Genomic DNA, 17593 nt, shown 5'->3' with positions numbered 1-17593 from the left:
CTAAATATGATCTTTAGAAACTAGCATGAAGCATTGGGATTAGAATTCACTTGTATCATCCGGTGTTTATTTGAATTTCAAACGCAGTTATCACCTCAAGAGGTCAACATTACAAGCTGAAAAATCACCCCGAAATTAACTGTTACCAGCAAAGATAAGCGTGGGGTAAATCAATTAATAAGAAAAGCTAACTAACCCAATGTTTATTTTCGAGACTAATCATATCCTTCTTGAGTATTTTATACAAAGGGCGGTACTACAGCTAATTAAAAATCTTTATTGCAAAAAGAATACGTGTTTGTGTAACACGTAATAAATATATCCTTAGCACATATAGTGAACACTCTTGTCCACTATGATTTTATCTCCATAAATACTTTATTCTTTCCTTGTTAATATCACGTAGTAAATCTGTGCATAGTATTCTTGAGGATACACGTGGATAAAAAATAAACGCTATTAACGCGTAATTATCAACTGTTGTACTCAGTTTATGCAGAGCTATTTTTTTCTCTTAACTCCATGAAAAAATTAATAAATAGTAGATTATCCACAGAATTAGCCTTTGCTTATCATCACTACTATCTTTCTAAATAAATATATTAATAATAAATAATGTAATCAGGGTCTATAGGGGAATTTGTCGGTCATATGCCCTAAGTAGAAATTTGCCTGTGCAGCCTTGAAATATTGCTTTTCATAGGGGGATGCCCTTTTCAACCTACTTTTAACCATAAACAGCCATCAGATGAATTGACAATCCATAGAGGGTCCCCTAAGATACTGCATCTTAAAAGGCAACAGTTTCCTAAGACGGTGTAGTCAGAATTATGAAAAGAACATATCAACCCAGTAACCTAAAGCGAAAAAGAACGCATGGATTTAGAGCAAGAATGGCCACCAAAAATGGTCGTCTAATACTTAAGCGACGACGCGCTAAAGGCCGTTTGCGTTTAACAGCCTAGATTTTAGGTATTTTTTCAATTTGATAACAAATAACCGGCTTTTCAAGTCAAGAAGGCTAGGTAATTCAGAAGATTTTAAGCAAGTTTTTCAACTGGGTAAAAAGCTTCGGCAAGGTTGTTTAACGACCTATACGAAGCCTAATGACCATGAATACGCACGCTTAGGGTTGGCTATTGCGAAAAAAGCCGTTTCTACTGCAAGCGCTAGGAATTGGGTTAAACGTACCATTCGTGAGAGCTTTAGGCTGAAACAGAGGTCATTACCTCATTTAGATATCGTTATAACCGTCACAAGTCAGTGTATCGCTAATAAACAGATTTTGCTGTGTGATTTAGATAAACAATGGTCAAGGTTAATGATTTATTACAAAGAAGCCTGATCTTTTTATTGCAGGTTTATCGTTATTTAATCAGCCCATTGTTAGGTCATTCCTGTCGTTTTTATCCCAGCTGTTCTAACTATGCTCAATTAGCGATCAAGCAGTACGGTAGTTATGTAGGCATATGTATGACAATAAAACGCTTACTATGTTGCCATCCATGGCATCCGGGCGGCTATGATCCTGTCCCAAAATCCTTAAAATCACCCACAATAAAGAGTTAACTTATGGAACTGGCTCGTGTTTTTTTATTAGGCGCCTTATTTTTAATCGCATTTATGCTATGGAATGCCTGGCAAAATGAATATCCTAATACTCAGGCATTAAAGACACCAACGCCAGTGGTAGAAAAGCAAGTGGCGGCGGCGATGAGGAAACTGCCTGATGCTCAAATAGATGAGGGGCAAAAGAGTCAGGGGCAACGTTTTGTACACGTTAAAACCGATGTTTTGGATGTCTTAATCGATACTCAGGGAGGGAATATCGTTCAAGCGAACCTTCTAAGCTACCCAGAGCGTGCCAATGAGGCTAATTCTCCGCCTTTTCAATTACTCAGTAACAGTCCAGATAGCTACTATGTTTCACAAAGTGGAATAGTAGGCTCGGATAAGCCGGTGCTTCAATATAAAAGTGCGCAAATAAATTACAATTTAGGGGCTGATCAATCTGAGCTTGCTGTTAATTTACTCTGTACGAGTTGCGGGAATATCGCTATTCAGAAACAATTTGTTTTCAAGCGAGGTGATTATCAGGTTCCTATTAATTACCAGATAAATAATCATAGCGATTCCCTTTGGAAAGGGCAGCTCTATACACAGTTCCAGCAAAAAAAACGCGTTTCGCCACATAGCCTGTTTAATATTAGTTCTTATATAGGCGGAGCAATTTCTACCCAGGAAAAACCCTATCAGAAGGTTAGCTTTGATAAAATGGGCGAAGGGATTGCTATGGCGACAGAAAACGGTTGGGTTGCCATGTTGCAGCATTATTTTATTAGTGCTTGGGTTCCACCCGCGGGTCCATACCATTTTTATAGCTATGGTAAGGACAATATTTATACCCTGGGTATGTTAGGTAATCCTTTTCAGATTGAACCGGGGGCGCAATATACCAGCCAAGCCAAGCTTTATTTGGGTCCAGAAAGTTTGGATCGCCTGAAAGCAGTCGCTCCTCATCTCGATTTAACCGTTGATTATGGCATTTTATGGTTTATTTCAATGGCCCTTTTTTGGCTATTGAAGCATATCTACCAGGTAGTGGGTAATTGGGGTTGGTCGATTGTTATTGTGACTGTGCTGATAAAATTAGCGTTTTATCATTTGTCGGCTAAGAGTTATCGTTCTATGGCGGCAATGCGCAACCTACAGCCTCGTTTAAATGCGCTTAAGGAACGTTATGCCGACGATAGACAGAAGCTAACCCAAGCGACGATGGAGCTCTATAAGGCCGAGAAAGTGAACCCGCTAGGAGGCTGTTTGCCTATCTTAGTGCAGATCCCAGTCTTTATTGCGCTCTATTGGATGCTTTTAGAGAGTGTTGAATTACGCCAAGCACCGTTTATTTTCTGGATACATGATCTATCAACCAAAGATCCCTATTATATTTTACCTATCTTGATGGGTATCTCGATGTTTGTGCAGCAGCGTTTAAATCCGCCACCACCGGACCCTACGCAAGCAAAAGTGATGCAGTTTTTGCCGATTCTCTTTACTGCCTTGTTTTTAAATTTCCCGTCTGGGCTGGTGTTGTATTGGGTCGTCAATAATACCCTTTCAATATTGCAGCAATGGTACATTATGCGCAGAATGGAACAGCAATTTAATCAAAAAAATCTAAAAAAGCGTTAACATTGAGTCAATTAACCAACTTCGAAGAAAAAGGTCTAGATACCATCGCAGCCGTTGCTACCCCTTCAGGACGAGGGGGGATTGGGGTTGTTCGTCTTTCTGGACCCGAGACACCTACGATTGCAGCTGCTTTACTGGGTCACCTACCCAAACCTCGGTATGCCGAATACCTGAGCTTTCTGGAAGCTGATGGAACCGCTATAGACGAAGGCCTTGTACTTTATTTTCCAGCGCCCCATTCCTTTACCGGCGAGCATGTTTTAGAGCTACAAGGGCATGGCGGTCCTATCATCCTCGACTGCTTATTGAAGCGAGTTTTAAAATTGGGAGCACGATTGGCACGGCCCGGTGAATTTTCAGAGCGTGCCTTTTTAAATAGTAAATTAGATTTGATTCAAGCCGAAGCGATTGCTGATTTAATTGATGCGGAATCAGAACAATCAGCGCGAGCGGCTGTGCGTTCGCTACAAGGAGAATTTTCCAAACTTATTAATGGAATGGTAGAGACTCTCATTGCTTTGCGCATGTATTTAGAAGCAGCCATTGATTTTTCTGATGAAACCATTGATTTTTTAAAGGATTCGGATGTACGTAAAAAATTAAATCTAATTTTATTTGAAATTAGAAAAATAAAGCAGGCAGCTAAACAAGGGGCGTTGTTACAAGAAGGAATGCAACTTGCTATTGTTGGTCCACCGAATGCAGGTAAATCAAGTTTATTGAATAAACTAAGCGGTCAAGACTCCGCTATTGTTACTTCGGTTGCGGGAACAACCCGGGATGTTATTCGAGAAAAAATAGTGATTGATGGTTTTCCTATTCAGCTTGTCGATACAGCCGGTTTAAGAAAAACAGAGGATGAAATTGAACAGGAAGGTATAAAAAGAAGTTTATTTGAAATAGAAAAAGCGGATCGTGTTTTATATGTTGTTGATGCTACGTTGATGCCGCTAAATGATCTGGAATCATTACATCAGATAGATTTTCTAAAAAAATTATCACTTAAAAAACGTTTGACGGTGATACGGAATAAAATAGACCTTTGTAGCGAAAAGGCGAATTCACGGCAAGAAACTTATTTTGACGTGATCAATTTATCAATAAAAACAGGAGAAGGTTTATCACTGCTTAAGGATTATCTTAAAGCAAGCGTAGAGTATAATGGTGCATTACAAAGTAACTTTAGTGCAAGACGCAGACATTTACAGGCGCTAGATAATGCTGAAAAGGCACTTTCTGATGGGTTGCAGAAATTAGTAACCTATCAATTTCCAGAATTATTGGCTGAAGATCTTGCAATTGCACAAAATCAATTAAATGAAATTACCGGAAAGTTTACAGCTGAAGATCTGTTAGGGAAAATATTTTCTAATTTTTGTATTGGAAAATAATTAATTTATTAATTCTTCGATAGCAGCCAATACTTGTTTCAATTTTAATTGTTTTAAACAATTAAAATGGACTAATGGACATTCTCTCTGAAAACAAGGACTACAGGAAAGGTTAAGCGATAATATACGTTTATTTTGTGTTAAAGGCGGCGTAAATTCTGGGCTGCTAGATCCATATAATGCAATCAATGGCCGGTTTAATGCCGCTGCACAGTGCATTAAACCGGAATCATTACTGATGACCACATTAGCCAACGATAAGATATCAATAGCTTGTGTTAGTGAAGTTTTACCAATCAGATCAATACATACATTTTTAGTTAATTGTTGTATGGATTGAGCAATAGACTGATCACTCTTCGAACCTAAAAGGCAAACTTGCCAACCTTCTTTATACTTTGTGTTAGCTACTTCAGCAAAATGTTCGGCAGGCCAACGTTTGGCAGGCCCGTAAGCAGCACCTGGACAGAGTACCAGGAGTGGTTTTTCTGACAGAGATAGCGATAGATTGTATAAGGTATTTTTTACTTGTGTTGTATTCGTTTGCAAATGAGGCTTATAGGCTTCCCAGGGAATTATTTCGTCAGTAAAGGGAGATGTTCCCCCTAATGCTAGAAAGCGTTGTACCATTAATGGGAGTTTTTTTTTATTTAATACTTGCCAATCATTTAATAAGCCAAAGCGCATTTCTCCTCGCCAGCCAGTTCGCAAGGGGATACGTGCAGCAAAAGGAATAATGGCTGATTTCCAAGAGTTAGGTAGAACAATCGCTTGATCGTAGGATTCATTTCTAATTGATTTTCCGATTTGCCAACGTCGTTTCGGCTGAAATTGGGAATGGCCTAGTGGCATATCCATTATTTTATTAATTTCTGGCATGGCAGAAATTAATCCATGGCTCCAGTGAGGCGCTATAATATCGAGCGTATTTTCAGGACATTGTTGCTTTAGATATTTAAATAAAGCCTGTGCCATGATGATATCGCCAATCCATGCAGGGCTGATAATAAGAACCTTTTTAGAATTAACGGTGCTTGAAAAATTGATCATATTCCCTGAGCCTTTGTCTTTGTCATGACGACAAAAATTCAAGTGCGGAGAGTATACTCCGTACCACAATAGGGGCAAGTTACATGACCCGTTTTTGCGATAGGTAGATAGACCCTGGGGTGTGCATCCCACAATCGATTGTTTGGTAAAGGGCAAGAAAGAGGCAGTGTTTCTGGGGTAATTTCATAGTAGTGTTTAGTGCTACTACGCGATAATGGCTTAGACATGATAAAACCTTAAAAGTACTTCATTATTATTCTGCCAGTTTCATGCTAGACTGTATAGGTATTTACGTTTATTTTATAGTATAAATAGACTCATTTTTATAATGGCTTAGTGGTAGTTCTAACTTACCATAAGGCTTAAAATTAAGGATTAAAGTTTCCCTATTGCATTAGGAATTTAAAAAAATTTTCCTTACACATAACTTATTTTTGCCTGAGAAAGATTTATTGAGAAGTTAGTAATGGTATTATTCCAAGACTTAAAGCGTCATATAAAGAATATCAATAATAAAAGCGAACCTTTGGGTATTTATCCTATAAAGTCAGCTGCTGAATTGTTAAGTACAAAAGACAATCAGGCTTTTCTTCAAACCATCAAACTATTAATTAAACCCTCTCGACGATTTGATGATTTTTATTTACCCGTTATCGAAAAATTTGCTGAGTTTGTTCAAGTAATTCCTGAAAATGAACGTAGCTTTTTGGGTCAACAAACTGATTTTTTATCTCATGGTTTAGAACGGGGTTCAAGAGTGCTGTCTTTATGTTTAGCGCATTTTTTTCCTAAGCAGGCTGATTTTTCTGCGATTTCTAAATATGATGCATTGTGGATTTATGCGACTTTTACGGCGGCATTATTCTTGGATATAGGTAAAATCGCTGTAAAATATACCATTATGCTTTACCATGAAAAGGCTTACCCACTTAAGAAATGGGATCCTTACACCAGTGCTATGTTAGGCCAAGGAAGTTATTATAAATTTGATTATATTAAAGAAAATTTTAATAACCTACGCCATTTTATAACACCTATGCTCGCACGCCAGATATTGGATAGTGCGGGTTCAGCTTCGGAGAAAGGATTTAATTGGATAGCGAGTGATCCAGAAGTGCTAGAAGTTTGGTTTGCTTTATTGGCAGGAGAAGAGGAACGTATCCCAATGACTTCTTTTATGTCGATGATTCCACAGGCTGAGATAGGGATAATAGAAAACTATAGAAAAAAAGCCGGCATATCGCTAACAGACCCTGCAGGCGAAGCATTCTTGCAGTGGCTACGTAAAGAAATTAAGGAAGGACGAATTGATATTAATGCAACGGATGATAAGTTGCATGTAAAAGAAAAAGCCATCATTTTATCGAGTGTTCTTTTCCAGCAGTTTGCGAATGCTAATGCTACCTATAAACATCCAGAAATTATAGAAAGACAATTTATTGATATTGCTAAACTTTATCAAATACCGATTAGCGAATTAGATCAGCGTAACCGAGCACATGGGGGAGTATCTGGAATCAGTGATTTTGCTAAAAGATATAGAACGATGGGTGGTATAGCGGCTATTCAGGATAATGTAAAAACATCGCATCGTTTTTTAAAAGGAGGTATTGGTTTGCTTGCACTGATTACGGCATTACCATTACATAAAATAATGCCCTCAGGATTAACTGAAAAAACTATAATAAAACCTCCCAGCTTTCCTAATCCAACGACTTGATTTTCTAAATGGCAACCTATGTTATTGGTGATATTCAGGGCTGTTTTGATCCTTTCATTCGTTTGTTAGAAAAAATTAACTTTAATTCCAATCAAGATTGTTTGTGGTTAACAGGTGACTTGGTTAATCGGGGTCCTGCTTCTTTAGAAGTACTTCGCTTTGTTAAATCATTAAAATATAGCCAGGTCGTTTTAGGTAATCATGATTTACATTTTTTATCAGTGCTTTATGGTAAATCAAGTCTGGACAAACAAGATACCCTAGCGCCTATTTTGACTGCATTGGATAAAGAAGATTTAGGTACTTGGTTACGCCATAGACCCTTGTTGCACCATGATCCAAGCTTAGGTGTTATCTTGATACATGCAGGGTTACCACCACAATGGGATCTAAATAAAGCGCTGCAATGTGCACATGAACTGGAGGAAGTGCTGCGAGATGAGCATTATCTTGAGTTTTTTACCAATATGTATGGCGATACACCCAGCCGATGGGACGATGTGCTAGAAGGTTGGGATAGATTGCGTGTTATCACTAATTGTTTTACGCGATTACGTTTTTGTGATGTAGAAGGAAATTTAGATCTATCTAATAAAAGCAACATAGCTAAAGAAAATTATTTTCCTTGGTTTAAAGTACCTGGTCGGCGCAGTAAAAATTTAAAGATAATATTTGGACATTGGGCGGCATTAGCTGGAAAAACGGATGATCCAAATATCATTGCATTAGATACGGGTTGTGTATGGGGAAATTGCCTCACGGCAATGTGTTTAGAGGATGGCAGGCAATTTTCTGTCAAGTGTTAAATTAATAAAAGCAATTCTATTTCTCAAGCAAAGCTTCAGTTTATGAAACGAATGCCATATCGTTTTAGTCAGAGCAATGCTTAGCGGATGTTATAAAAAGAGTTCCTGAGCGAGAATTAGGGTAAGAGACATTTTTTACATGGTAGTCTTCTAAATCTCGCTGTAATAAATTATTTGCAGGGATTGAGTAATTAGAACGTGATTTTTTTAGTGGCTCAAACTGTAAATGCCATGTTTTTTGATATTGAACGATGCCTAACCATAGCATAAGGCCATCATTAAAGCGATGTGTTTTCCACAACTTCAAAACTAATAAATGATGTGTTGCTGGAAAATATTTACTCATTATTAAATCAGGTTTTTTTCCTGCATTGGATGAAATAAATAAAGGAACTTCCGGATCATGCTGGCGTAGACTTAAGTGGTAAATGGTTGTTAGCAGTCTTTTTTCAGGTAGTGTGCGCCAACCGCGCTTTTCCAAGGTGTGCTGAATGGTCGAATGTTTATCTGCCCATTGAATGTTTAAAATTTCTATTGATCTTCCAAAACGATTCATTAAGTAAGTAGGTTTTTTTTGTTTAGCTTGTTCCCACCAGGTTTTTACATCCAATAAATGAGTAGGCGGTGAATAAAGTTGATAATTCTTTAATTGTTTATGGTATTCGTGAAAGAGGTTAGCGGACCATAAAATAAGTAGTGTTACTAAGCCAATGATTCCCAGTTTAGCTATAGAAATGGCATTCTCTTGTTTTTTTCGTCGATAAGACAATGTTAATGCGCTAATAAGACTAATACCTAATAAAATTCCACCTAAAACATCGGTTAACCAATGAGCGGTTAAATAAACACGTGAAAATACGATTAAAGAAATAACTAAGGTAGTTACCCCATAAATTAATAATCGAAGCCATTTTCTTGGATGCTCTAATGCCGTTAATATCGCAAAAAAACCTAGTATTGAAACGCTACTTAAGGTGTGTCCACTTGGAAATGATGCACCGGAAGGGGTTTGTACTAATCCAGTAGGGCGTGGTATGTGCAGAGCATGTTTAAAAATGCTGCCCAATTCGTAACTTAAGAGCCCAACGAGACCCCAATGTAATGCAGTCCAAAAATTACGTCTTATTAATAGAACGATTAGAATGACTACCCAAAAAACCATTAATACACGAGGGCTAATCTCTGTCATGCTAACCAGAAATTTATCAAGCGAAGGCTGGCGAAGGCTATGCATGAAATAGTAAATGGGCTCATTAAAGTAAGTTGCTATGCCATGATGAGCAACACTAAAGGCCAATAATAGAAAGCCGACTAAAGAGAAAAGGCAAGTCAAAGCAAGCGTTAATTGTGTATGTGCTTGTGGTGTTCGTGGATCCATTAAGAATGAAGCGAGCGAACTAAGCCGGGGGTGGTGGCGCGTGAAATGCCACAAATGGGCTAATTGTTTATCTAATAAACGACTAAACCAGGCATAAGAGGATTTAATAAAAGAATATAATAGCCAGAAAAATAACAACAGTAAAACGACAAATAAGATGAGTTTAGTGGCCACCTCGGGCGGTAATTGTTGCGATGCTTGCCCTAGCAATATGCCAGGCAGCATATAGACGGGTGCCCAGGCAATTGCTGAAATAATATCAGCCGTGAGGAATTGGCGGTACGTCATGTGGACCATTCCCGCAATAAAGGGTAGAACAGCACGAATAGGGCCTATAAAGCGTCCAACAAAAATGCTTTTCCCGCCATGTCTATCGAAGAAAGCTTCGCCTTTTTGTAGAAGTTTTGGGTAACGTCGAAATAGCCAGAATGTGGCAGTATGTTCATGATAATGACGTCCTACCCAGAAGCTTATTACATCACCAGTAATAGCGCCTGCAATGGCCCACAAAGTGATACTTGTAAACGGTAAAACACCAATACCAATTAAAGTACCAATGGCGGTCATAAAGACGGTTCCAGGGATTAAAAGACCTAGAAACATCAGACATTCAAAAAGTGTAATAAAATAAGTAATAACACCCGCTAAAATCGGATGAAGTTGTAACCAGTCAAAAAAAGGTCTGATGTTCTCTAGAAGTGTCATTAGGCTACATTCTCTCCAGCCGCTTGTTTATCGGCGTGATAGGAGGATCGCACCAAAGGCCCACTTGCCACGCGTGTAAAGCCCATTTCTTTTGCTAACTCGCCGAGGGCCTTGAACTCTTGTGGCGTAACGTAACGTGCTACGGGAAAGTGGTGCCGACTAGGGGCAAGGTATTGGCCTAAAGTAATCATATCAACGTCATGTTTACGTAAATCCGCCATGACCTCTTGAACTTCTTCAAGCGTTTCTCCCAACCCTAGCATGAGTCCCGATTTAGTGGGTATGCCTGGAAAGCGTTTTTTAAATTCCTGTAATAAAGTTAATGACCAAGCATAGTCCGAGCCAGGACGTGCTTGTTTATATAAGCGAGGGATAGTTTCAATGTTATGGTTGAATACATCGGGAAGTGCTGGCGCAATGGCGTCTAAAGCGACCTCCATACGTCCTCTAAAGTCTGGTACCAACACCTCTATAGTCAGAGATGGGCAGGCATGACGTAGCGCTTGTAGACAGGCAGTAAAGTGGCTGGCTCCACCATCGCGTAAATCGTCCCTGTCCACAGAGGTGATGACAACATAACGTAACCCCATTTGTTTGACTGTTTTAGCTAAATTTTCTGGTTCATGTGGATCCAGGGGATCTGGTCGCCCATGCCCCACATCACAAAATGTGCATCGTCGGGTGCACTTATCACCCATAATCATGAAGGTTGCTGTGCCATGACTGAAACATTCACTTAGATTAGGGCAAGAAGCTTCCTCACACACGGTGTAAAGTCGATTTTCTCGTAACATGCTTTTAAGTTGATCGACAGCAGGTGTGGTGGCTAATTTAATGCGTATCCAATCTGGTTTGCGTAAGGGTTCTGATGGGGCAATTTTAATTGGAATCCGCGCCATTTTTGCAGCGCCGCGTTGTTTTTGACGTGGATCTAGGGTTTCCATATTTATTAAGTTGTATAATAAAAGGGTGATTCTAGCATAAGTGCACGATGCTTAATAATTAGCTTATATATATTGAGAGTATAAGCCGATCGTTAATCAATGTATTCGGGAATAGCGATTAATTTTAGTAAGTGCTTGTGCTGTTTTCGATTGGAAAATCTGCTTTTTTTCTCTGTAAAATCAGCTTAGCTTTTAGCTGCTGGCTAAAAAGATCCGCGACCATTCCTAGGTTGCTCGGCCCACCTAAATCTGAAAGCTGTGTGACAGCTAATTGGCTAAATCCACAAGGATTTATTCCTAAAAATGGTTTTAAGTCCATTGCGATGTTAAAGGCGATGCCATGGTAGCAAAAGCCACGGCGAATACGCAGGCCAATAGAGGCTATTTTAGCACCATTAACATAAACACCTGGGGCATTTTTTCTTGCTTGTGCATGAATAGCGTAGCCTGCAAGGAATTCTATAATCGTTTCTTCGAGTAATGTAACAAGTGCCCGTACATTTAGGTTTAAACGTCGGAGATTAAGTAGTGGGTAGACAACCAGCTGGCCTGGACCGTGATAGGTTACTTGGCCACCCCTGTCCGTTTTTTCAATAGGAATAGCGCCAGGGTTGAGGACGTGTTCCAGTTTTGCGGCTTGTCCTAGCGTATAGACGGGCTTATGTTCAATCAGCCAAATTTCATCCGCTGTTTCAGTGGACCTAGTATCAGTAAATAAGCGCATAGCTTGGCTTACACTGTTATATTCGGCTAGGCGCAAAGGCCTTATGATAAGTTGTTCCATACTCTTCGCACTAGAATTTTCGGCGGTGTTGCCGCTCAATTCGCAATCCTCATGTATCATATATACACTCCGGTTGCTTCATTTTCGCGGCGCCTTGCCGAAAATCCTATTGCTGTGAGTATCTTTGCATATTGGCAAATTTTACTCATGATACTCATGGTTTTTCATCAGATTTTAACTTTTATTTCTGCTAAAATTCTATCTTATGCTTTTAGACAAAGGAAAGGGTTTATCATGAAATGGTTATTTGTTCCAGTTTTTTTGATATTAGTTAGTCCTGCTTTTGCCATTGCTAATCCAGCGTCTGTTTATTGTGCGCAGCACGGTGGTAAATTGACAATAGTCAATAATAAAAATGGCCAGGTAGGGATATGTCTTTTTCCTGATCGTAGCTATTGTGAAGAATGGAGTTATATGCGAGGAACCTGTAAACCTGGACAGCGGTTTTTAACTAAAAAAGTGCCAAAATATAGATATTGAATGGAATGAATGAAAAATGGTAGACACAAAAAAGTTAAAGTATTTGGAAAAAATAGGTATTGATGTATGGATCCCGAGAGAGCAAAAGTTAGTGAAGCAAACGAAGGCAAAGGATAGCCCTAAAAAATTAGATATAACGAGAGGAGAGCAAATTGCCACAATGAGCTGGGAGGCATTGCAATTAGAGGTGGCACGTTGCCAAGCGTGTAATCTTTATAAAACACGTACTAATCCTGTATTTGGTGTAGGTAACCCCAATGCCGATTTATTAGTCATTGGTGAAGCGCCAGGTGCTAATGAGGATAAACAAGGAGAACCCTTTGTAGGGAGAGGCGGGCAATTATTAACAAATATGTTGTTATCGATTGGTTTTAAGCGAGAAGATATTTACATCGCAAATATTTTAAAATCACGCCCTCCGAATAATCGAGATCCTTCTCCTGAAGAGGTGAAAGCGTGTACACCCTTTCTTTTAAGGCAAATTAGCCTTATCAAACCCAAGTTAATTTTGGCAGTAGGACGAATTGCCGCACATTTTTTATTAGCGACTAATGATAGTATGGGAAATTTACGTGGGAAACTATTTCATTACGGCGATCATAAAATTCCTTTACGTGTAACCTATCATCCCGCCTATTTACTTCGTGCGCCGCGTGAAAAAAGAAAAGCATGGCAGGATATGCAATGTATAAAAAAACAGTTACAAGGAAGTCAGTAACTAAAAAAGAATTTGGATTCAGTTTAATTGACTTATTATTTACATTGGTTTTGCTGAGTGTTTTACTGAGTTTAGCTTTTCCTGCTTACAACTATCTAATGGTTGAAATTCGCTTATTAGCACTCACTGAGCGCGTAACGTCGGCACTTAATTATGCTCGAAGTGAGGCATTATGCTCGAAGTGAGGCGATAAGACATCGAAGCGTTGTTATACTTTGCCCTAGTGAAAATGGAAAAACATGTAGTGGACAATGGCGTAATGGATGGATCATTACTTTAGGTCGATATGCAGAAAATTTTCCAGAAAGTAGCTTATTACGCGTTTACCCGCCTTTAAAGAAACATGAGTTTTTAATATGGCATGGTGCTGGTAGACGAGATTACGTACAATTAAATCCAGATGGCTCAGCCTATGGGCATAATGGTAGTTTTGCTGTTTGTGTTAAGGTATTGGCTACAAGTACAGTATGGCTAATTAAGATGAGTGCAACAGGGAGAATAAGAATTGATAAGGATTTTGGGCTGCAAAGCAATTGTTATTATTAGCTTTGAGGATAAAACAAACCCTACTCATCATAGCGAGCGAATGAAATGAGCGTGGCCATCTAGGTTACTATATTTATTTTCTGGATTGCCGCGCGCCTGCCGGTGCTCGCAATGACGATGAATGGGATTTCATGTTAATAAAGTGGTTTATTTATGAGAAAAATAGTTGCGTTTAGCTTTTTTATGTCTATGAATGTGTATGCGGCTAATTCACTGGGTGAGTTAACCGATAGAATGATGTTACCGTTCTCCGTATTAACTTCAGCCTTATATAACATAAGCTTAGCAATAGGTATTGCTTTATTGTTTGGTGCGTTGATTCAATATAAAAACCATAAAAATAATCCGGGACAAGTGCCATTTAGTCGGCCCATCACCTTATTAATATTTGGGGTAGTTTTAATCGTATTACCCATTCTCGCAAAGTTATCAGAGAGCGCGCATTTAGTTTCTAGGGTATATTAAATGAAGATTTTAATTAGTAATGATGATGGTGTTCACGCACCAGGTATAAATATTTTAGCTAAGGCCTTAGGAAATATTGCAGAAATCACCATAGTAGCACCAGACCGTGATCACAGCGGAGCCAGTAACTCATTGACGTTACAAAATCCGTTAAGAGTGAGAGAAATAGAGAAAAGGGTGTTTAGTGTTCAAGGAACCCCTACGGATTGTGTGCATTTGGCGTTAACGGGGTTATTTAAGAAAGATGAGATGCCCGATTTAGTCGTATCCGGTATCAATGCGGGTTCTAATTTAGGCGATGATGTTTTTTATTCAGGGACCGTAGCGGCAGCAATGGAAGGTCGGTTTATGGGTATTCCATCGATTGCTTTTTCGATAGCGGGAGGCGAGCCGTCATTCTATACCACGGCAGCCGAAGTAGCTAAGCAGCTGGTACAGCTTCTTTATAATAAACCCATCCCGACTAAAACCATTTTAAACGTCAATGTCCCAGATGTTGCTTTCGGAGATTTAAAAGGATTTACAGCAACGCGTTTAGGTACGCGTCATATGGCTGATAGGATGGTGCCAAGCCAAGATCCGCGTGGCCGTACGATTTATTGGATAGGGACGTCAGGTAAAGAAAATGAAGCGGGGAAAGGGACAGATTTTTACGCGATGAGCCATCAGGAAGTCAGTATTACGCCCTTACAATTAGATTTAACCCACCATTCCGTGCGAGACTCGCTGGAGGATTGGATTCTAGCGATAGATTAAATATACTCTTCGCACTTAAATTTTCGGCGGCGTTTCCGCTTGGTTCGCAATCCTCATGTATGTTGTCATACACTGTGGTTGCTCTCCTTCGCGGCGCCTTGCCGAAAATCCCATTGCTGTGAGTATAAAAGTAGTTTTATCACTTATAATGTGGCATGAAGATTTTTTCTAAGCTATACGACAAAGTGTTGGTGTGGGCTAAACATAAGCATGCACCCACTTCCTTATTCCTATTGAGTTTTTCTGAGTCGTCTTTTTTCCCTATTCCCCCGGATGTCATGTTGGCGCCCATGGTATTGGCGCGGCCACACTGTGCTTTGCGTTATGCTTCATTGACCACAGTGGCCTCTGTTTTAGGCGGTCTTTTTGGTTATTGGATAGGGACGGTAGCTTTTGACTGGATTTATCCCTACATTGTTCAGTTTGGATATGAACACGCCTATCAGCAGATTGAGCATGGATTTAAAGCATGGGATTTTTGGATCCTTTTTTTAGCGGGCTTTACGCCACTTCCTTATAAATTATTTACTATTGCAGCTGGAACCTTGCATTTTGCGTTATTACCCTTTATCTTGGGATCTTTAGTGGGACGCGGCGGGCGATTTTTTCTGGTGGCCTTGCTTATTCGGTGGGGCGGCGTACATATTGATAAGTTATTGCGTCATTATGTCGATCGGATATCTTGGTTTATTTTATTATTTGTAATTGCAGTATTCGCCTATCTTAAGTTTATGTCTTAGGTTCTTATAATCAAATAATATACTCACAAAAACTCAAGTACGAAGAGTGTAAGCTGATTTTTTATGATAAGAGATTTGTCTCTTAGTCTTAGTTTAATACGGAGATTAACTATGCGTAATGCGAGAAGGAGCAAAACGACTAAAGAGGTAAAAAAAAATAAAGATAAGCCTGCGAGCATGGAGGTTTTTGAAAATAAACCGGACGAGTTTTTAGTCAATAGGGAGACGATAGCAGAAACAGAAGCTGAGCTGCCGCCTAGATCACATAAATATGCAAGGCGTGATGAAACCTTAGGTGCAACACAATTGTATTTGAATGAAATAGGATTTTCCCCTTTATTAACGGCAGAAGAGGAAGTCTATTATTCTAGGCTTATTGCCAAAGGCGACCAAGATGCACGTAAACGCATGATAGAAAGTAATTTGCGTTTGGTTGTAAAAGTTGCACGTCACTATAATAATCGTGGATTGCAATTTTTAGATTTAATAGAAGAAGGTAATTTAGGCTTAATGCACGCGGTAGAAAAATTCGATCCAGAAAGAGGGTTTCGTTTTTCTACCTACGCCGTATGGTGGGTTCGTCAAGCCATTGAACGGGCTATCATGAATCAGGCGCGTACCGTCCGATTACCTATACATGTTGTAAAAGAGCTCAATGTTTACTTACAAGCAGCGCGAGAGCTTACGCAGAAGCTTGATCACAAACCTACAGCGGATGAAATTGCGAAATGGTTAGATAAGCCTTTCGAAGAAGTTGAAAGGATGTTAGGTTTAAATGAACATATTACCTCTGTCGATGCGCCAGCGAGTAGCGAAGCAGATAAGCCTCTATTAGAGACTTTGTCAGATAATCGTGAAAATGATCCAGAGCATATCTTAGAAGATGAAAACTTACGTAAAAGACTAGAAAATTGGTTAAAAGAATTGACGACTAACCAACGCGAAGTGATTGCAAGGCGTTATGGTTTATTAGGTTGTGACCGTATGACTTTAGAAGAAGTCGGAGAGGTCATTGGTTTAACCCGAGAACGGGTTCGCCAAATTCAGGTAGAGGGATTAAAGGCGTTGCGAAAAATTATGGAAGAACAAGGATTTTCTGCAAGCTTATTATACGATAATTAAAATCATTTGTTAGAATATACCGCTCGTACTTGAAAATGCGAACTATTAGAATTCACGGCGAGCGGTATACCCAATCACATGACGGGCGAAAGAGAAGCTTCCGCGCCGTCATTCAAGGGGAGAATCGCGATGCTCCCCTTGAAAATCCCCATCGCGAAAGGAAGGCACTTGAAAATGCTTCTCGCATCTTCAAGTGCAATGGGTATAATAATGTTGAAAAAAATAAATAAATTTTTAATAAATTATAAATACAGTTTAACGTATATTGTTTTAATTGTTTTAATAAATACGTTATTTTCTTATATGCCTCTGACTAATATACATGGTTCAGAAGTATCTCCTATGGATTGGACAGTGGGCGTTGTGTATGTGTTGCGTGATTTTGCTCAACGCGAGCTGCAACACAAAGTGATATTTGCCATGTTTATCGGTAGTATTCTGAGTTATGGGTTAGCCAATAAGGCAATGGCGATTGCCAGTATGAGTGCATTTCTTATTGCGGAGTTTATTGATTGGGCAGTTTATACTTTTACGCGTCGTCCTCTTTCTCAACGTATACTTTGGTCAGCAAGCCTTAGTTCGCCTATCGATAGTGCAGTGTTTTTAGCTATTGTAAATCAATTCAATTGGTTGGGTGTTACCATCTTATCGCTAGCCAAGATAGCGGGTGTATTCATTGTTTGGTATTGGTGGCGTACCCGAGAGCGGCGATTGCTCGCCGAAAGACAGTCAAATTCAATGATAATGAATTCTTTGGAGATTTAAAAAATCATCTTTTTAGAATGCTATCAAAATT

At 39.3% G+C, this 17593-nt stretch carries 20 protein-coding genes; 15 read left to right on the top strand and 5 right to left on the bottom strand.

The features are described 5' to 3' along the window. The first annotated feature begins 830 nt into the window (after positions 1-830). The 5 genes from rpmH to mnmE are packed head-to-tail and all read left to right on the top strand — an operon-like array spanning position 831 to position 4583. On the top strand, positions 831-965 hold the full coding sequence (rpmH, locus tag DMP02_RS07165) for a 50S ribosomal protein L34 (RefSeq protein ID WP_126323453.1): 135 nt from the start codon (positions 831-833) through the stop codon (positions 963-965). Positions 966-985: 20 nt separating this feature from the next. Further along, positions 986-1345: a ribonuclease P protein component gene (gene rnpA / locus DMP02_RS07160; RefSeq protein WP_126323452.1), complete on the top strand. Its 360-nt coding sequence runs from the start codon at positions 986-988 to the stop codon at positions 1343-1345. Further along, positions 1309-1569: a membrane protein insertion efficiency factor YidD gene (yidD, locus tag DMP02_RS07155; protein WP_126323451.1), complete on the top strand. Its 261-nt coding sequence runs from the start codon at positions 1309-1311 to the stop codon at positions 1567-1569. The genes rnpA and yidD overlap by 37 nt, the downstream gene beginning before the upstream one ends. Positions 1570-1572: 3 nt before the next feature. After that, positions 1573-3192 (top strand): membrane protein insertase YidC, encoded by a 1620-nt coding sequence (gene yidC, locus DMP02_RS07150; protein ID WP_126323450.1) that lies wholly within the window; start codon positions 1573-1575, stop codon positions 3190-3192. Positions 3193-3194: 2 nt separating this feature from the next. Beyond that, complete coding sequence (mnmE, locus tag DMP02_RS07145; protein WP_126323449.1) at positions 3195-4583, top strand: tRNA uridine-5-carboxymethylaminomethyl(34) synthesis GTPase MnmE; 1389 nt, start codon at positions 3195-3197, stop codon at positions 4581-4583. Here the strand turns inward: mnmE and waaF are convergent, their stop codons facing one another. Together waaF and DMP02_RS07135 are read right to left on the bottom strand one after the other, a co-directional pair. After that, the gene (waaF, locus tag DMP02_RS07140) at positions 4584-5633 is read right to left on the bottom strand and encodes a lipopolysaccharide heptosyltransferase II (protein ID WP_126323448.1); all 1050 of its coding nucleotides are present in this window, start codon (positions 5631-5633) and stop codon (positions 4584-4586) included. 38 nt (positions 5634-5671) lie between these two features. Next, positions 5672-5860, bottom strand: a complete 189-nt coding sequence (locus tag DMP02_RS07135) for a zinc-finger domain-containing protein (RefSeq protein WP_126323447.1) — start codon at positions 5858-5860, stop codon at positions 5672-5674. Positions 5861-6099: 239 nt separating this feature from the next. On the opposite strand from DMP02_RS07135, the gene DMP02_RS07130 reads away from it, so the two are divergent. Together DMP02_RS07130 and DMP02_RS07125 are read left to right on the top strand one after the other, a co-directional pair. Further along, positions 6100-7353: a TraI domain-containing protein gene (locus DMP02_RS07130; protein ID WP_126323446.1), complete on the top strand. Its 1254-nt coding sequence runs from the start codon at positions 6100-6102 to the stop codon at positions 7351-7353. A gap of 8 nt (positions 7354-7361) precedes the next feature. Continuing rightward, a complete protein-coding gene (locus DMP02_RS07125; protein WP_126323445.1) occupies positions 7362-8159 on the top strand; it encodes a symmetrical bis(5'-nucleosyl)-tetraphosphatase in 798 nt (265 codons plus the stop codon). Positions 8160-8223: 64 nt separating this feature from the next. Here the strand turns inward: DMP02_RS07125 and DMP02_RS07120 are convergent, their stop codons facing one another. From DMP02_RS07120 to lipB, 3 genes are all read right to left on the bottom strand, one after another. After that, on the bottom strand, positions 8224-10242 hold the full coding sequence (locus tag DMP02_RS07120; protein WP_126323444.1) for a bifunctional DedA family/phosphatase PAP2 family protein: 2019 nt from the start codon (positions 10240-10242) through the stop codon (positions 8224-8226). Further along, positions 10242-11186, bottom strand: a complete 945-nt coding sequence (gene lipA, locus DMP02_RS07115) for a lipoyl synthase (protein WP_126323443.1) — start codon at positions 11184-11186, stop codon at positions 10242-10244. The genes DMP02_RS07120 and lipA overlap by 1 nt, the downstream gene beginning before the upstream one ends. A 124-nt stretch (positions 11187-11310) precedes the next feature. Beyond that, the gene (gene lipB, locus DMP02_RS07110) at positions 11311-11970 is read right to left on the bottom strand and encodes a lipoyl(octanoyl) transferase LipB (protein ID WP_126323531.1); all 660 of its coding nucleotides are present in this window, start codon (positions 11968-11970) and stop codon (positions 11311-11313) included. A gap of 234 nt (positions 11971-12204) precedes the next feature. Here lipB and DMP02_RS07105 point away from each other — a divergent pair, with 234 nt between their 5' ends. The 8 genes from DMP02_RS07105 (at position 12205) to DMP02_RS07070 (ending at position 17562) form a co-directional block, all read left to right on the top strand. Continuing rightward, on the top strand, positions 12205-12450 hold the full coding sequence (locus DMP02_RS07105; RefSeq protein WP_126323442.1) for a putative hemolysin: 246 nt from the start codon (positions 12205-12207) through the stop codon (positions 12448-12450). Positions 12451-12466: 16 nt separating this feature from the next. Further along, a complete protein-coding gene (locus DMP02_RS07100) occupies positions 12467-13168 on the top strand; it encodes a uracil-DNA glycosylase (protein WP_126323441.1) in 702 nt (233 codons plus the stop codon). A 153-nt stretch (positions 13169-13321) separates the two neighbouring features. Continuing rightward, the gene (locus tag DMP02_RS07095; RefSeq protein WP_126323440.1) at positions 13322-13714 is read left to right on the top strand and encodes a GspH/FimT family protein; all 393 of its coding nucleotides are present in this window, start codon (positions 13322-13324) and stop codon (positions 13712-13714) included. Positions 13715-13867: 153 nt separating this feature from the next. Next, a complete protein-coding gene (locus DMP02_RS07090; RefSeq protein WP_126323439.1) occupies positions 13868-14179 on the top strand; it encodes a hypothetical protein in 312 nt (103 codons plus the stop codon). Continuing rightward, complete coding sequence (gene surE, locus DMP02_RS07085; protein WP_126323438.1) at positions 14180-14935, top strand: 5'/3'-nucleotidase SurE; 756 nt, start codon at positions 14180-14182, stop codon at positions 14933-14935. A gap of 155 nt (positions 14936-15090) precedes the next feature. Next, positions 15091-15675: a YqaA family protein gene (locus DMP02_RS07080; protein WP_126323437.1), complete on the top strand. Its 585-nt coding sequence runs from the start codon at positions 15091-15093 to the stop codon at positions 15673-15675. A 111-nt stretch (positions 15676-15786) separates the two neighbouring features. Beyond that, a complete protein-coding gene (gene rpoS, locus DMP02_RS07075; RefSeq protein ID WP_126323436.1) occupies positions 15787-16797 on the top strand; it encodes an RNA polymerase sigma factor RpoS in 1011 nt (336 codons plus the stop codon). Positions 16798-17007: 210 nt separating this feature from the next. After that, positions 17008-17562: a hypothetical protein gene (locus tag DMP02_RS07070; RefSeq protein ID WP_126323435.1), complete on the top strand. Its 555-nt coding sequence runs from the start codon at positions 17008-17010 to the stop codon at positions 17560-17562. Positions 17563-17593 lie beyond the last annotated feature (31 nt).

The sequence above is a fragment of the Candidatus Rickettsiella viridis genome, from assembly GCF_003966755.1.
GTDB classification, from domain to species: domain Bacteria; phylum Pseudomonadota; class Gammaproteobacteria; order Diplorickettsiales; family Diplorickettsiaceae; genus Rickettsiella_B; species Rickettsiella_B viridis.
This window is presented reverse-complemented; position numbering and strand designations above follow the sequence as displayed.

What these genes read in the sequence shown, in the direction of transcription:
- rpmH (WP_126323453.1), top strand. Translation starts at nt 831, where the DNA reads ATGAAAAGAACATATCAACCCAGTAACCTAAAGCGAAAAAGAACGCAT.
- yidD (WP_126323451.1), top strand. Translation starts at nt 1,309, where the DNA reads ATGGTCAAGGTTAATGATTTATTACAAAGAAGCCTGATCTTTTTATTG.
- yidC (WP_126323450.1), top strand. Translation starts at nt 1,573, where the DNA reads ATGGAACTGGCTCGTGTTTTTTTATTAGGCGCCTTATTTTTAATCGCA.
- waaF (WP_126323448.1), bottom strand. Translation starts at nt 5,633, where the DNA reads ATGATCAATTTTTCAAGCACCGTTAATTCTAAAAAGGTTCTTATTATC.
- DMP02_RS07135 (WP_126323447.1), bottom strand. Translation starts at nt 5,860, where the DNA reads ATGTCTAAGCCATTATCGCGTAGTAGCACTAAACACTACTATGAAATT.
- DMP02_RS07130 (WP_126323446.1), top strand. Translation starts at nt 6,100, where the DNA reads ATGGTATTATTCCAAGACTTAAAGCGTCATATAAAGAATATCAATAAT.
- DMP02_RS07125 (WP_126323445.1), top strand. Translation starts at nt 7,362, where the DNA reads ATGGCAACCTATGTTATTGGTGATATTCAGGGCTGTTTTGATCCTTTC.
- DMP02_RS07120 (WP_126323444.1), bottom strand. Translation starts at nt 10,242, where the DNA reads ATGACACTTCTAGAGAACATCAGACCTTTTTTTGACTGGTTACAACTT.
- lipA (WP_126323443.1), bottom strand. Translation starts at nt 11,186, where the DNA reads ATGGAAACCCTAGATCCACGTCAAAAACAACGCGGCGCTGCAAAAATG.
- lipB (WP_126323531.1), bottom strand. Translation starts at nt 11,970, where the DNA reads ATGGAACAACTTATCATAAGGCCTTTGCGCCTAGCCGAATATAACAGT.
- DMP02_RS07105 (WP_126323442.1), top strand. Translation starts at nt 12,205, where the DNA reads ATGAAATGGTTATTTGTTCCAGTTTTTTTGATATTAGTTAGTCCTGCT.
- DMP02_RS07100 (WP_126323441.1), top strand. Translation starts at nt 12,467, where the DNA reads ATGGTAGACACAAAAAAGTTAAAGTATTTGGAAAAAATAGGTATTGAT.
- DMP02_RS07095 (WP_126323440.1), top strand. Translation starts at nt 13,322, where the DNA reads ATGCTCGAAGTGAGGCATTATGCTCGAAGTGAGGCGATAAGACATCGA.
- DMP02_RS07090 (WP_126323439.1), top strand. Translation starts at nt 13,868, where the DNA reads ATGAGAAAAATAGTTGCGTTTAGCTTTTTTATGTCTATGAATGTGTAT.
- surE (WP_126323438.1), top strand. Translation starts at nt 14,180, where the DNA reads ATGAAGATTTTAATTAGTAATGATGATGGTGTTCACGCACCAGGTATA.
- DMP02_RS07080 (WP_126323437.1), top strand. Translation starts at nt 15,091, where the DNA reads ATGAAGATTTTTTCTAAGCTATACGACAAAGTGTTGGTGTGGGCTAAA.
- rpoS (WP_126323436.1), top strand. Translation starts at nt 15,787, where the DNA reads ATGCGTAATGCGAGAAGGAGCAAAACGACTAAAGAGGTAAAAAAAAAT.
- DMP02_RS07070 (WP_126323435.1), top strand. Translation starts at nt 17,008, where the DNA reads ATGTTGAAAAAAATAAATAAATTTTTAATAAATTATAAATACAGTTTA.